Genomic DNA, 13,817 nt, shown 5'->3' on the forward strand with positions numbered 1-13,817 from the left:
CTAGAAGCCCCCGCATCTGTCCTTGCGGCCGCGCGGAGCCTGCCCGAATGACCGACCATCCCAACCTGACGCCGTCGCAATCCGCAGAGCTGCTGGTTCAGGCGCTGCCGCATATGCAGCGCTACGACCAGGAGGTGATCGTCATCAAGTATGGCGGCAACGCCATGGGCGATGCGGCCACCGCCGAGGATTTCGCCGAGGATATCGTGCTGCTCGAGCAGTCCGGCCTGAAGCCCGTCGTCTGCCATGGCGGCGGGCCGCAGATCGCGGCGATGCTGAAGAAGCTCGGCATCCAGTCCGAGTTCAAGCAGGGCCTGCGCGTCACCGACGAGGCGACCGTCGAGGTCGTCGAGATGGTGCTGGCCGGCTCGGTCAACAAGGAGATCGTCGGCTACATCACCCGCGAGGGCGGGCGCGCCATCGGGCTCTGCGGCAAGGACGGCAACATGGTCACCGCCCGCAAGGTGACGCGCACCGTGGTCGATCCCGATTCCAAGATCGAGGAAGTGCTCGATCTCGGCTTCGTCGGCGAGCCCGAGAAGGTCAATACCACCGTGCTCGACGCGGTGCTCAAGGCCGAGCTGATCCCGGTGCTGGCGCCGGTCTGCGCCGCCGCCGACGGCCAGACCTACAATGTCAACGCCGACACCTTCGCCGGCGCCATTGCCGGCGCGCTCAACGCCAAGCGCCTGCTGCTGCTCACCGACGTGCCGGGCGTGCTCAACAAGGACAAGCAGCTCATCTCCGAGCTGACGATCGAGGAGTGCCGCCACCTGATCGCCGACGGCACGATCTCCGGCGGCATGATCCCGAAGATCGAGACCTGTATCTACGCGCTCGAAAAGGGCGTGGAGGCCGTCGTCATCCTCGACGGCAAGGTGCCGCATGCGGCGCTGATCGAGCTCTTCACCGATACCGGCGCCGGCACGATCATCCGGCGTTGATCGGCACGTCATTCTCGGACGGAGCGAAGCTCCGACCCGAGAATCTCATGACCAGCACGCATTGGTTTTCGAGATGGTCGGGTCAAGCCCGACCATGACAGCGTGAAGCGTCGTCCCGATTAAGCCCCCGCCAAGGACTTGCGGCGCAGACTCCGGCTCGCCACATCTCGGAGTCCGATGACAATACTCGCAGACACACCTGCCGCGACCCCGCCCCTGACGGCGGAAGGCTTCGCGCATGTCGACCACTGGATCTTCGATCTCGACAACACGCTCTATTCGCATGAGAGCCGCGTCTGGCCGCAGGTCAACGAGCGCATCACGCTCTTCCTGCAGGAACTGTTCGGGCTCGACGGCCTGTCCTCGCATGCGCTGCGGCAATATTACTACCACCGCTACGGCACGACGCTGAAGGGGCTGATGGAGGAGCACCAGATCGACCCCGATCAGTTCCTCGATTTCGCCCATGACATCGACCTGACATTCCTGGAACCGAACCCCGAGCTCGGCGCGGCGCTCGCCGCATTGCCCGGGCGCAAGCTGATCCTGACCAATGGCTCGGTCGGCCATGCCAGGAACGTCGCCGGCAAGCTTGGCATCCTCGACCAGTTCGAGGACATCTTCGACATCGTCCATGCCGGCTTCCTGCCGAAGCCCGAGCGCGCCACCTACGAGAATTTCCTCGCCAAGCACTCCGTCGATCCCGGCCGTGCCGCGATGTTCGAGGATATCGAGAAGAACCTGATCGTGCCGAGCGATCTCGGCATGAAGACCGTGCTGATCGTGCCGCAGACGCCCGATCCGTTCCGCGAAGCCTGGGAGCAGGTCGCGATCGAGGCCGGCCATGTCCACCATGTCACGGCGGACCTCACCGGTTTTCTGAGGCCGCTCGGGCGCCCCGGCGAACGGCAGGGCTGAGCAGGAGATATTTCCTCCCGCTCATGTTCCCTGGATAGAAAATTTCGTTCTTCTTTACGAACTTCTCGGGAGCTGATACTGCTCTCGTCCGTTATAAAGAACGGGCGAGAGTTCCATGCCGTCACCGGACAATACCGCAGCCAGGCTGCATCCTGAGACCCGCCTCGTCCATGACGGCATCCAGCGTTCGCAGTTCGGCGAGACCTCCGAGGCGCTCTACCTGACGCAGGGCCATGTCTACGACAACGCCGCGCAGGCCGAGGGCCGCTTCCTGAACACCGATCCGGGCTTCCAGTACGGCCGGCTCGGCAATCCGACGACGGCGATGCTGGAGGCCCGCATGGCCTCCTTCGAGGGCGCCGAGACCTGTCGCGCCACGGCGACCGGCATGGCGGCGGTCACCGCCGCCATGATGGCGCCAGTGCGGGCCGGCGACCATGTCGTGGCGGCGAGCGCGCTGTTCGGCTCCTGTCGCTACATCATCGAGGACCATCTGCCGCGCTACGGCGTCGAGACGACGCTGGTCGAGGGCACCGATCTCGGCGCCTGGCGCAAGGCTGTTCGCCCCAATACAAAACTGTTCTTCCTGGAATCGCCGTCGAACCCGACGCTGGAAGTGCTCGATATCGCCGCCATCGCGAAGATCGCGAAGGAGGCCGGGGCCAGGCTCGTGGTCGACAATGTCTTCGCCACGCCGCTCTACCAGCGCCCACTTGAGCTCGGCGCCGATATCGTGGTCTATTCCGCGACCAAGCATATCGACGGCCAGGGCCGCTGCCTCGGCGGGCTGATCCTCGGTTCGAAAGAGCTGATCGAGGCCGATATCCAGAACTATCTGCGCCAGACCGGGCCGATCCTCTCGCCCTTCAACGCCTGGGTGATGCTGAAAGCGCTGGAGACGCTGCCGTTGCGCGTCGCCAGGCAGGCGCAGAACGCAACGGCGGTCGCCGACTGGCTGGCGGCGCAAAGCAAGCCGACCAGGGTGATCTTCCCCGGCCACGCGAACCATCCGCAGGCCGAGATCATCAAGCGCCAGATGAGCGGCCCCTCGACGATGATCGCCTTCGAGGTACCCGGCGGCAAGGACGGCGCCTATCGCCTGCTCGACGCCTGCAAGCTGATCCGCATCTCGAACAATCTCGGCGACGCCAAGAGCCTGATCGTCCATCCCGCGACGACGACGCATCAGCGCTTCACCCCGGAGGTGCGCGCCGCGATGGGCGTCAGTGACGGGCTGGTCCGCCTCTCGGTCGGGCTGGAGCACCCTGACGACCTGATCGCCGATCTGGAGCAGGCGCTGGCGAAGGTTTGAGCTACGGCTTTTCTGTCATGGTCGGGCTTGTCCCGACCATCCACGTCTTCCTTCGTTACGCACGGTGTTCAAGACGTGGATGCTCGCCACAAGGGCGAGCATGACGGCTTAGGTTTACGCCCCAGTGGCCATCGCCGCCCACCCCTGCTAAAGCGGGGCCGTTTCCCGCTAAAGGCTTGAGAGGCCAGCATGCGTTCGGGCGAAGTGAAGCGCCGCACCAACGAGACCGATATCGCGGTCTCGCTCCTGATCGACGGCACCGGCAAGGCCGAGATCGCCACCGGCGTCGGCTTCTTCGACCATATGCTCGACCTCTTCGCCCGCCATGCGCTGATCGATCTCACGGTCAAGGTGAAGGGCGACACCCATATCGACGACCATCACTCGGTCGAGGATGCCGGCATCGCCATGGGCGAGGCCCTGAAACAGGCGCTCGGCACCAAGAAGGGCATCCGGCGTTATGCCGACGTGCACCTGCCGATGGACGAGACGCTGACGCGCGTCGCCGTCGACGTCTCCGGCCGGCCGTTCCTGGTCTTCCGCACCGAGTTCAAGGCGCAGAAGATCGGCACCTTCGATACCGAGCTGGTGCGCGAGTTCTTCCAGGCCTTCGCGATCAATGCCGGCATCACGCTGCATGTCGAGACGCTTTATGGCGACAACGCTCACCACATCGCCGAAAGCTGCTTCAAGGGGCTGGCGCGGGCGCTGCGGCAGGCGCTCGATGTCGACCCGCGCGAGGGCGACCGCATCCCCTCGACCAAGGGCGCGCTGTAGGAGGTCCGGATGCCGTTCTACACCGTCATGACGCCGCCGCCGGAAGGCGACCGGCGCGAGGAGATCGAACAGGCGCGGCTCATCCCCGAGCATTTCGCCTGGGGCGCTTTCCTGCTCACCGGCCTTTGGTTCCTGGGCAAGCGGCTCTGGCTGGCGACGCTGTTCTTCGTGCTGTTCTGGGGCACGCTGATCTGGCTGAACAGCCGCTTCGGCCTGCATGCCGGCGCACTCTCGCTGATCTATTGGGCGATCGCGCTGTTCCTCGGCGTCGAGGGCAACAATCTCGTCCTGCGCAAGCTTGCCCGGCAGGGCTGGCGGCTCGCCGATGTCGTCGAGGCCCGCAACCTCGCCGAGGCCGAGCGCCGCTATTTCGAGCGGGCGCTGGCCGGCGAGGCGGCGCTGCCGCAGGTCGAGGCGGCGCCGGCCGCGGCGCGGCCGAGCGGCCCGCTGCCGATCATCGGCCTGTTTCCGGAGGCGCGGGGCCGATGAGCCAGAGCGTCGCGATCATCGATTACGGCTCGGGCAACCTGCATTCGGCCGCGAAAGCCTTCGAGAGGGCAGCGACTGAGGCCGGCATCCCCTCGACCATCCATGTCACCAGCGACACCGATATCGTGCGCGCGGCGGACCGCATCGTGCTGCCGGGCGTCGGCGCCTTCGCCGATTGCCGGCGCGGGCTCGATGCCGTGCCCGGCATGGTCGAGACATTGGAAGAGGTGGTGCGCGGCAAGGGCCGGCCCTTCCTCGGCATCTGCGTCGGCATGCAGCTCCTCGCCTCGCGCGGGCTGGAATATTCGGTGACGCAGGGCCTCGGCTGGATTCCCGGCGACGTCACCCTGATCCAGCCGAAGGACGACGCCCTCAAGATCCCGCATATGGGCTGGAACACCCTGCACAAGCAGGACGAGCACCCGCTGCTCGACGGCATCGAGACCGGCCCGCAGGGGTTGCACGCCTATTTCGTGCATTCCTATGCGCTTGCGGCGCAGCGTCCGCAGGATGTGCTGGCGCTCACCGAGCATGGCGGGCCGGTGACCGCGATGGTCGCGCATGGCAACGTCGCCGGCACGCAATTCCACCCCGAGAAGAGCCAGAAGCTGGGGCTGAAGCTCATCACGAATTTCCTGAGCTGGGCACCATGATCCTCTTTCCCGCGATCGACCTGAAGGAAGGCCGCTGCGTCCGGCTGAAGCAGGGCGACATGGCGCAGGCCACGGTCTTCAACGACGACCCGGCGGCGCAGGCCGCCGCTTTCGAGGCCCAGGGCTTCCAGTGGCTGCATGTCGTCGATCTCGACGGCGCCTTCGCCGGCAAGCCGATGAATGCGGCCGCGGTCGAGGCGATCCTGAAGCGCGTGGCGTTTCCGGTGCAGCTCGGCGGCGGCATCCGCGACATGAAGACGGTCGCCGGCTGGCTCGACAAGGGTATCCGCCGCGTCATCATCGGCACCGCGGCGGTGCGCGATCCCGGCTTCGTGCGCGAGGCGGCGAAGGCCTTTCCGGGGCGGGTCGCGGTCGGCATCGATGCGCGCGACGGCTTCGTGGCCGTGGAAGGCTGGGCCGAGACCTCCTCGCTGGCAGCGGCCGATCTCGGCCGGCGCTTCGAGGATGCCGGCGTCGCCGCAATCATCTACACCGACATCGCCCGCGACGGCATGCTGGAGGGTATCAACTGGGAGGGGACGATCGCGCTGGCCCAGGCCGTGTCGATCCCGGTGATCGCCTCGGGGGGCCTGGCTTCGATGGCCGATATCGAGCGCCTCTGCGCCGCAGACGCCGCGATCCTCGAAGGCGCGATCACCGGCCGGGCACTCTATGACGGGCGCATCGATCCGGCGGCAGCGCTGAAGCGGCTGGCAGCGACAGGTGCGGGAGCGGCGGCATGACGCTCAAGACCCGCATCATCCCCTGCCTCGACGTCAAGGACGGCCGCGTCGTCAAGGGCGTGCAATTCCTCGATCTCGTCGATGCCGGCGACCCCGTCGAGGCCGCCAAGGCCTATGACGCGGCCGGTGCAGACGAGCTCTGCTTCCTGGACATCACCGCGAGCCATGAGGATCGCGGCATCCTGTTCGACGTGGTCACCCGCACGGCCGAGGCCTGCTTCATGCCGCTCACCGTCGGCGGCGGCGTGCGCAAGGTCGAGGATATCCGGGCGCTGCTGCTCGCGGGCGCCGACAAGGTCTCGATCAACACCGCCGCCGTGACCAACCGCCAGTTCGTCAAGGAAGCGGCCGAGAAATTCGGCGCGCAGTGCATCACCGTCGCCATCGACGCCAAGCAGGCCACGCCCGGCCGCTGGGAAATCTTCACCCATGGCGGGCGCAACGCCACCGGCATCGAGGCCGTCGCCTTCGCCCGTGAGGTCGTATCGCTCGGCGCAGGGGAGTTGCTGGTCACCTCGATGGATCGCGACGGCACCAAGGTCGGCTACGATCTCGGCCTGACGCGGGCGATCGCGGATGCCGTCTCCGTTCCGGTCATCGCGTCGGGCGGCGTCGGCGATCTCGACGATCTCGTCGCCGGTGTCGCGCAGGGCCATGCCTCGGCCGTGCTCGCCGCCTCGATCTTCCATTTCGGCACCTACACGATCGGCCAGGCCAAGGCGCATATGGCCGAAGCCGGCCTCCGGATGAGGCTGGACTGAAACGTGACAGGGCTCCTTTCCCTTGTCATTCCGGGGCGCGCCACAGGCGTGAACCCGGAACCCACGACCGGGCGCGCCGCCCGCTACTGGGCATCGGATGTCTCACCCGGTCGTGGGTTCCGGGTTCTTCGCTCCGCGAAGCCCCGGAATGACAGAGGTTCAGCATGACCTTCACCCTCTCCGATCTCGAAGCCCGCGTCGCCGAGCGCGCCGCCTCCTCGCCCGAGGAATCCTGGACGGCGAAGCTCCTGGCCGCCGGCCCCGAGCGGGCCGCCAAGAAATTCGGCGAGGAGGCGGTCGAGGCCGTGATCGCCGCGGTGAAGGGCGACCGGGCCGAGCTGATCGCCGAGAGCGCCGACGTGCTCTATCATCTTTTGGTTGTGCTCAAGTCCCGCGATGTTGCATTGCAGGACGTCTTGAGCCAGCTTGAGGCCCGCACGGCCCGCTCCGGACTGGCGGAAAAGGCGGCCAGAACCCGGTAAGTTGCCGGCCGCGTTGCGTAGCGTGAGGATGGACCCGGCAGGATGACCCTCCCTTGAATCTCGAAGCCTGGATTGCGGGTCGCGTCATGGACCAGCGCCTGATCTCCACTGCCCCGGAACGTGAGCTGATCTCGCCCTATCGCGCCTTCTCGCGGGACGAGTGGGCGCATTTGCGCGCCGACGCGCCGCTGACCCTTTCGGTCGACGACCTCACCAAGCTGCAATCGCTCAACGATCCGATCTCGCTCGACGAAATCGTGGCGATCTACCTGCCGCTGTCGCGCCTGCTCTCGCTCTATGTCGCGGCAACCCAGGGGCTGTTCAAGGCGACGCAACGCTTCCTGATGGCCGAGTCAGAGGCCAAGGTGCCCTATGTCATCGGCGTCGCCGGCTCGGTCGCGGTCGGCAAGTCGACCACGGCGCGCGTGCTCAAGGCCCTGCTCTCGCGCTGGCCGAACACGCCGAAGGTCGAGCTCGTCACCACCGACGGCTTCCTCCTGCCCAATGCCGAGCTGGAGCGGCGCGGGCTGATGGGACGCAAGGGCTTCCCGGAGAGCTATGACGGCGCGGCGATCCTGCGCTTCCTCTCCGACGTCAAGGCCGGCAAGCCGCAGGTGACCGCACCGGTCTACTCGCATCTGGTCTATGACGTCGTGCCCGGCGAGACGGTGACGGTCGAGCGGCCGGACATCCTGATCCTCGAAGGACTCAACGTCCTCCAGCCGAGCCGGATGCCGAAGGACGGCACGGTCATCCCCTTCGTCTCCGACTATTTCGACTTCTCGGTCTATCTCGATGCCGACGAGAACGACCTGCACCGCTGGTACGTCAACCGCTTCATGACCTTGCGCCAGACGGCGTTCCGCGATCCGCGCTCGTTCTTCCGCAAATATGCGGAGATCGGCGAGGAGGAGGCGCTCGCCATCGCCGAGAAGCTCTGGACCGGGATCAACCTGCCGAACCTGCAGGAGAACATCCTGCCGACGCGCCAGCGCGCCAGCCTGATCCTGACCAAGGGCGCGAGCCACCGCATCCAGCAGGTCGCGCTGCGGCGGCTGTGATCTGGCTTCGCGCCCTCAGCTCCTTCATTGCGAGCGCAGCGAAGCCCTCGCAATGACGGCCGGCGACTGATCCATGGAAGCCCTCGCATCGCTCGGCGCGATGGCTCTCGCGGCCTTCGTCGCCGCAACCCTGCTGCCGGCGCAATCGGAAGCCGTGTTCGTCGGCCTGCTGACGGCGGGGAGCGCCGATCCGCTCGCACTCTTCCTGACCGCGAGCCTCGCCAACACCGCGGGCTCGATCCTCAACTGGTGGCTCGGGCTGATGATCGCGCGCCACGGCATCGACAGGCTGCCGGCGCGGCTGCGGCCCGATCCGGTGCGCTTCGCGCAGGCGCAAGGCTTCTTCGCCCGGTTCGGCTGGCCCTCCCTGCTGCTGGCCTGGGTTCCGATCATCGGCGATCCCCTGACCTTCGTCGCGGGAACGCTGAACTACCCGTTCTGGCGCTTCGCCCTGCTCGTCCTGATCGGCAAGACCGGGCGCTATGCCGCGCTCTGGGCGGGTTGGACGAGCCTCGCCTGACTATGCCGGCCCAGCCGAGGGCTTTCCCGAAAACTTCCGTTGGGTCAGGCTCATATGATTTGCGAAACCGGCCGGGGCGGGCTACCAGCGAAGCGTCCGTTCAAGGAGATCAGACTATGAGCATTCAGCGTATCGGCGTCGGCCCGCGCATGTCCAAGGCCGTGGTTCACGGCAACACCGTCTATCTGGCCGGCCAGGTCGCGGCCAACGCCGCCGGCAAGAGCGTCGGCGAGCAGACCGCCGACATCCTCGGCATCATCGACGGCATCCTGGCCGAGGCCGGCACCGACAAGTCGAAGCTGCTGATGGTCAATATCTGGCTTTCCGACATCTCGACCTTCGCCGAGATGAACGCCGTCTGGGACAAGTGGGTCGTCGCCGGGGCCACGCCGGGCCGCGCCACGGTCGAGGCGAAGCTCGCCGCGCCGCAGTACACAGTCGAGATCGCGGTCATCGCCGCGAAGTAAACCGTCCCGGATCGCCGCGCCTCCATCGGGACACGCGGCGATCCCCGTCACCGGACCGGAGCGGGAGGCGACCATCAGCCAGACCGACCAGATCGCTCCGCTCCTCGCGCGTGTCGCGGGGCGCCGTGGCATCGCGCCGCTGGCGCTGGCGGCGATGATCGGGGATTGGCTGCGTCGCCCCGGCTCCACCCAGCCCGACGAAAACCTGCTCGACCGCAAGGCCACGGATTTTCTCACGCTCACGAAGCGTCTCGCGGTGCCTCTGGGAAATCCGGAGATTCAGCGCCTGCGCAGCGAGGCTGCAGGCGCCATCGCCAACGGGCGTTTCGCCGAAGCCGACAAGGCGCTCGCCCAGGCCGAATTGCACGCCATCGGCGGCTCCACCGACCTCTCCGCGCTGCCGCCCGCAAGCCGGCTGCTGATCGGCGAGAACCGCGCCGATCGCGCGGCCATCAGTTTCCTGCGCACGACAGCGGAAGCCTATCGCCAAGCCGCCGCCCGCTATGGCGAGGCGTCTGCCCTGATCGGCCTTGCCGATGTCGACCGCAGCCGCGACGCCGCCCTGGACCACGCGAAGGCCCTGGCCCGGATCAGCGAGGATTTCGGCGGACGCGACGGCTATGACGCGGCCATCCCCGCGCTGCGGCGACTGCTGGAAGGTCTGGATAGCCTGGCCGATACCGTCGCCTTTGCCGAGGCTCAGGAGGCGCTCGCCGCCACGCTCGACAAGCTCGCCACTCTCACTGGCGACGCCAGACTGCTCGAGGAAGCCCTCAAGCACTGCCGGGCCGGGCTCGAGGATCTGCGCCATGACGAGGCGCCGGCGCTCTGGCGTGCGCTGAAGTTGCGCTTCGGCAAGCTCGCGGTGAACCTCGGCGTTGCGCAGAAGGACGACAACCTGCTCGAGGAGGCGGTCGCGACCTATGCCACCGCGCTCGCGGTCTGGAAACGCAGCGACGACGAGGACCGCTGGCTCGAGGCCGAGCACATGATCTCGCGTGCGCGCGCAACGCTCGGCGGGCGCCGCAGCGACCTCTCCCTGCTCGAACGTGCCTTCAACGGGCTCAATCGGGTTTCACAGGCGACCGACCGCAGCCGCGACCCGATGCGCTGGGCCGCGCTCCAGGATCAGATGGGCGGTGTTCTCGCGGCGATGGGCGAGCGCTACAGCGAACCCGTCGTGATCGAGGAGGCGATCGCCGCCTTCGCCGCCGCGCTGGAGGAACATCGCGTCGAACGCGCGCCGCTGCTCTGGGCGCAGACATCGGCCAACCAGGCCGAGGCCAAGCTGCAGCTCGCACGCCGCAACAAGGACAAGGCGCTGGCACAGCAGGCCCTCGCCCAGTTGATGGCGGCGACCCAGACCGCCCTCAAGGCGGCGAATGGCGGCACCGTCGCGGCCGACCTGCAGAGGCGGCTCGGGTCCGCGGGAGCTGCCGCCGCGAAGCTGATCGCGGGCTGAAGCCGCTTCAGCGCCGGCGGCGCGCCGCCAGCCGCTCCAGCGCGGCATCCAGTGTCGCATCGCGCTTGGCGAAGCAGAAGCGCACGACATTCCTGACCGCACCCTCGGCATAGAAGGCGCTGACGGGGATCGCTGCGACGCCGTTCTCGGTCACCAGCCTGCGGCAGAAATCGACGTCGTCGCTCTCGCCGAGCGGGGCGATGTCGACATTGAGGAAATAGGTTCCGGCGCTCGGCAGCACCGCGAAGCCGAGATCGTGCAGGCCGGCGGCGAAGCGGTCGCGCGAGCGCTGGAATTCGGCGCGCATGCCCTCGTAGTAGCCGTCATCCTTGCCGAGACCGAAGGCGACGGCGGCCTGCAGGTTCGGCGGCGTGGTGAATGTCAGGAACTGATGCGCCTTGGACAGCACGCGCATGAGCGCAGGCGCGGCCATCACCAGCCCGACCTTCCAGCCGGTCAGCGAGAAGATCTTGCCTGCGGACGAAATCTTGACGGTGCGCTCGCGCATGTCGGGGCGCCCGAGCACCGAGGCATGGCGGTGCCCGTCGAAGACGACATGCTCCCAGACCTCGTCGCAGATGGCGATCGCATCGTGCCGGACGCAGAAATCGGCGAGCAGGTCGAGATCGGCCTTGCCGAAGATCGTCGCGGTCGGGTTCAGCGGATTGTTGAACAGCACGACCCTGGTCTTCGGCGAGAAGGCCTTTGCCAGCGCTTCCTCGGTCAGGCCGAAATGCGGCGGGGTCAGGGTCACGAATTTCGGGATGCCGCCGGCGCGCCGCACCAGCGGCAGATAGGCGTCGTACATCGGCTCGAACAGCACGACCTCGTCGCCGGGCGTGATCAGGGCCATCAGCGCGCCGGCGATCGCCTCGGTCGCGCCCGAGGTCACCATGATTTCGCTGTTAGGATCGAGATCGAGCCCCTGCCAATGCCTGTAGTGTTTCGCCGTCGCCTCGCGCAGCTCCGGCAGGCCCATCATCGGCGGGTACTGGTTCCAGCCGTCGACCACGGCCTCGGCCGCCTTCCGGCGGACGTCGAGCGGGCCGGGATCGTCCGGAAAGCCTTGCCCGAGATTGACCGCGCCGGTCTCGCGGGCGAGCTGCGACATCACCTCGAAGACGGTGGTGGGAAGGGCGGAGAGGATCGGGTTCATCGCGACGGATCGGCTCGGCAAAGGCGGGAGCCGCGGCTTTAGCATGCCGGACGGGCCGGCGCATCCAATGGAAAAGCGATCTGGCGAGGGCGTCAAAAAATAGCGAATGATGAATGTTGACATTCGTCAGCATTCAGTGTTTATACAGGTCAGCCGGCCTTCGACGGACGCCTGTTGCGACTTCGCCCCTTTGGCGCAGCAGGATGCCGCAGAAGGCCGGCAAACCTTGTCAGGATGATGCAAGCCATCTCCCGCCCCGCGAAATCCGCGCCAAGTTCTCCCACAGCCCTTGCCTGAAGATTGCCGCTCTCCCATCGAGCGGCCGCAGCACGACACCCGATGTTCCCGTCATGCTCGCCCTTGTGGCGAGCATCCACGTCTCGAACGCGAGCTTCGACCAGCGACGACGGGGATGGTCGGGACAAGTCCGACCATGACACGCGGGTCGCGCAGAATGACAGGCAGGTCATTCATGAATTCCGGGCCCTTCGCCGACGCGAAGCCTCGGAATGACGGCGTGCTTCCCTCGAAATCCCACAGGCTCTAAGCAGACGCATGGCCCGCTCCCCCGTCCCCGCGATCATGATCCTCGGCACCGGCTCCAATGTCGGCAAGTCGCTGATCGTCGCGGGCTTATGCCGGCTCTTCGCGAATCGCGGCCTGGAAGTGCGGCCGTTCAAACCACAGAACATGTCGAACAATGCCGCGGCCACCGGCGCCGGCGAGATCGGCCGGGCACAGGCCCTGCAGGCCCGCGCCGCCCGGACCGCTGCGCATCCCGACATGAACCCCGTGCTGCTCAAGCCGGAGGGCGAGCAAGGCAGCCAGATCATCCTGCAGGGCCGCGTCGCCGGCCGCTTGTCCTCGCGCGATTTCGCACGGCGCGGGGATTTCATGCCGCAGGTGCTCGAAAGCTTCGCGCGCCTGAGCGAAGGCGCCGATCTCGTCATCGTCGAGGGCGCGGGATCGCCGGCCGAGACCAACCTGCGAGCCCGCGACATCGCCAATCTCGGCTTCGCCCGCGCGGCGAACGTCCCGGCCGTGCTGGTCGGCGATATCGACCGCGGTGGCGTGATCGCCAGCCTGGTCGGCACGCACGCGGTTCTCGATGCTGAAGACAGGGCGATGATCCGCGCCTTCGCGATCAATCGCTTCCGGGGCAATGTCGACCTGTTCACGCCCGGCGTCGCGACCATTGCGGAAGCCACCGGCTGGCCCTGCCTCGGCGTCGTGCCCTGGTTTGCCGATGCGGTGCGCCTGCCGGCCGAGGACGGGCTCGACATCCGCTCCGGACGCAAGGCCGGAGCCCGGATCAGGATCGCCGTGCCGGTGCTGCCGGGCATCGCGAATTTCGACGATCTCGATCCGCTCAAGCTGGAGCGGGACGTCGACCTCGCCATGATCGGGCCGGGGCAGCCGCTGCCGGGCGATGCCGATCTCGTCATCCTGCCGGGCTCGAAGACGACGCTGCGCGACCTCGCGGCATTGCGGCGAGAAGGCTGGGATATCGACATCCTGGCCCATCGCCGCAGGGGCGGACGTGTCCTCGGGCTCTGCGGCGGCTACCAGATGCTCGGCAGCGTGGTGCGCGACCCGCTCGGGCTGGAAGGGCCACCGGGGGCGGCGCCGGGCCTCGGCCTGCTCGATGTCGAGACCACGCTCGACGCCGACAAGACCGTGCGCGAGGTCGGCTTCATCGATGCGGCCAGTTCGGCCGAGGGCCGTGCCTACGAGATCCATCTCGGCCGCACCGAAGGCGCCGATACCGCCCGCGCGCCGTTCCGCGTCGAGGGCCGGGCGGAGGGAGCGGCGAGCCCGGACGGCCGGGTCGCCGGCAGCTATCTGCATGGCGTCTTTGCTTCGGACGCGGTGCGCGGCGCATGGCTGGCCGCCATCGATGGCGCGAGAGGCGCGTCGGAACTGCTCTACGACGATGCGATCGAGGCGACGCTGGATGCGCTTGCCGCGCATCTGGATGGTCATTTCGACACGGAAGCGCTGCTCGATCTCGCCCGGCGCCGTGTTTCCCAGAGGTAAGCCGCCTGCGGAACATCGGTGCCCGTGATCCGTTC

At 67.3% G+C, this 13,817-nt stretch carries 15 protein-coding genes; 14 read left to right on the forward strand and 1 reads right to left on the reverse strand.

What is annotated here, in order from left to right:
• Window positions 1-47: 47 nt before the first annotated feature.
• The 13 genes from argB to OCUBac02_RS01030 all read left to right on the forward strand — a co-directional run bounded on the left by argB (window position 48) and on the right by OCUBac02_RS01030 (window position 10,589).
• Window positions 48-944 carry an acetylglutamate kinase gene (argB, locus tag OCUBac02_RS00970; protein ID WP_047579274.1) on the forward strand — a complete coding sequence of 299 codons (897 nt, stop codon included), beginning with the start codon at window positions 48-50 and terminating at the stop codon, window positions 942-944.
• 177 nt (window positions 945-1,121) lie between these two features.
• A complete protein-coding gene (locus OCUBac02_RS00975; RefSeq protein WP_173043112.1) occupies window positions 1,122-1,862 on the forward strand; it encodes a pyrimidine 5'-nucleotidase in 741 nt (246 codons plus the stop codon).
• Window positions 1,863-1,977: 115 nt separating this feature from the next.
• A complete protein-coding gene (gene metZ / locus OCUBac02_RS00980; protein WP_173043113.1) occupies window positions 1,978-3,174 on the forward strand; it encodes an O-succinylhomoserine sulfhydrylase in 1,197 nt (398 codons plus the stop codon).
• 189 nt (window positions 3,175-3,363) lie between these two features.
• Window positions 3,364-3,951 carry an imidazoleglycerol-phosphate dehydratase HisB gene (hisB, locus tag OCUBac02_RS00985; RefSeq protein WP_173043114.1) on the forward strand — a complete coding sequence of 196 codons (588 nt, stop codon included), beginning with the start codon at window positions 3,364-3,366 and terminating at the stop codon, window positions 3,949-3,951.
• A 9-nt stretch (window positions 3,952-3,960) separates the two neighbouring features.
• Window positions 3,961-4,440 carry a DUF2628 domain-containing protein gene (locus OCUBac02_RS00990; RefSeq protein ID WP_173043115.1) on the forward strand — a complete coding sequence of 160 codons (480 nt, stop codon included), beginning with the start codon at window positions 3,961-3,963 and terminating at the stop codon, window positions 4,438-4,440.
• Entirely contained in the window at window positions 4,437-5,093 is a 657-nt protein-coding gene (hisH, locus tag OCUBac02_RS00995) for an imidazole glycerol phosphate synthase subunit HisH (protein ID WP_173043116.1), read from the forward strand. The genes OCUBac02_RS00990 and hisH overlap by 4 nt, the downstream gene beginning before the upstream one ends.
• Window positions 5,081-5,836 carry a 1-(5-phosphoribosyl)-5-[(5-phosphoribosylamino)methylideneamino]imidazole-4-carboxamide isomerase gene (hisA, locus tag OCUBac02_RS01000; RefSeq protein WP_173049212.1) on the forward strand — a complete coding sequence of 252 codons (756 nt, stop codon included), beginning with the start codon at window positions 5,081-5,083 and terminating at the stop codon, window positions 5,834-5,836. The genes hisH and hisA overlap by 13 nt, the downstream gene beginning before the upstream one ends.
• Window positions 5,833-6,597, forward strand: a complete 765-nt coding sequence (gene hisF, locus OCUBac02_RS01005; protein WP_173043117.1) for an imidazole glycerol phosphate synthase subunit HisF — start codon at window positions 5,833-5,835, stop codon at window positions 6,595-6,597. Before hisA ends, hisF begins: the two co-directional genes overlap by 4 nt.
• A 164-nt stretch (window positions 6,598-6,761) precedes the next feature.
• Window positions 6,762-7,079, forward strand: a complete 318-nt coding sequence (locus tag OCUBac02_RS01010; RefSeq protein ID WP_173043118.1) for a phosphoribosyl-ATP diphosphatase — start codon at window positions 6,762-6,764, stop codon at window positions 7,077-7,079.
• An 86-nt stretch (window positions 7,080-7,165) separates the two neighbouring features.
• Window positions 7,166-8,140, forward strand: a complete 975-nt coding sequence (gene coaA / locus OCUBac02_RS01015; protein WP_173049214.1) for a type I pantothenate kinase — start codon at window positions 7,166-7,168, stop codon at window positions 8,138-8,140.
• Between the two features lie 73 nt (window positions 8,141-8,213).
• Window positions 8,214-8,660 carry a YqaA family protein gene (locus OCUBac02_RS01020; RefSeq protein ID WP_173043119.1) on the forward strand — a complete coding sequence of 149 codons (447 nt, stop codon included), beginning with the start codon at window positions 8,214-8,216 and terminating at the stop codon, window positions 8,658-8,660.
• Window positions 8,661-8,776: 116 nt separating this feature from the next.
• A complete protein-coding gene (locus tag OCUBac02_RS01025; RefSeq protein ID WP_047577833.1) occupies window positions 8,777-9,127 on the forward strand; it encodes a RidA family protein in 351 nt (116 codons plus the stop codon).
• A gap of 154 nt (window positions 9,128-9,281) precedes the next feature.
• Window positions 9,282-10,589, forward strand: coding sequence for a tetratricopeptide repeat protein (locus tag OCUBac02_RS01030; RefSeq protein WP_173043120.1), 1,308 nt, complete (start codon window positions 9,282-9,284; stop codon window positions 10,587-10,589).
• Window positions 10,590-10,596: 7 nt separating this feature from the next.
• On the opposite strand, the gene OCUBac02_RS01035 is transcribed toward OCUBac02_RS01030, so the two are convergent.
• Entirely contained in the window at window positions 10,597-11,745 is a 1,149-nt protein-coding gene (locus tag OCUBac02_RS01035) for an aminotransferase (RefSeq protein ID WP_173043121.1), read from the reverse strand.
• Window positions 11,746-12,300: 555 nt separating this feature from the next.
• Between OCUBac02_RS01035 and OCUBac02_RS01040 the strand changes: the two genes are divergently transcribed.
• The gene (locus OCUBac02_RS01040) at window positions 12,301-13,782 is read left to right on the forward strand and encodes a cobyric acid synthase (protein ID WP_173043122.1); all 1,482 of its coding nucleotides are present in this window, start codon (window positions 12,301-12,303) and stop codon (window positions 13,780-13,782) included.
• Window positions 13,783-13,817 lie beyond the last annotated feature (35 nt).

This window comes from Bosea sp. ANAM02, assembly GCF_011764485.1.
In the GTDB taxonomy this organism is placed as follows: domain Bacteria; phylum Pseudomonadota; class Alphaproteobacteria; order Rhizobiales; family Beijerinckiaceae; genus Allobosea.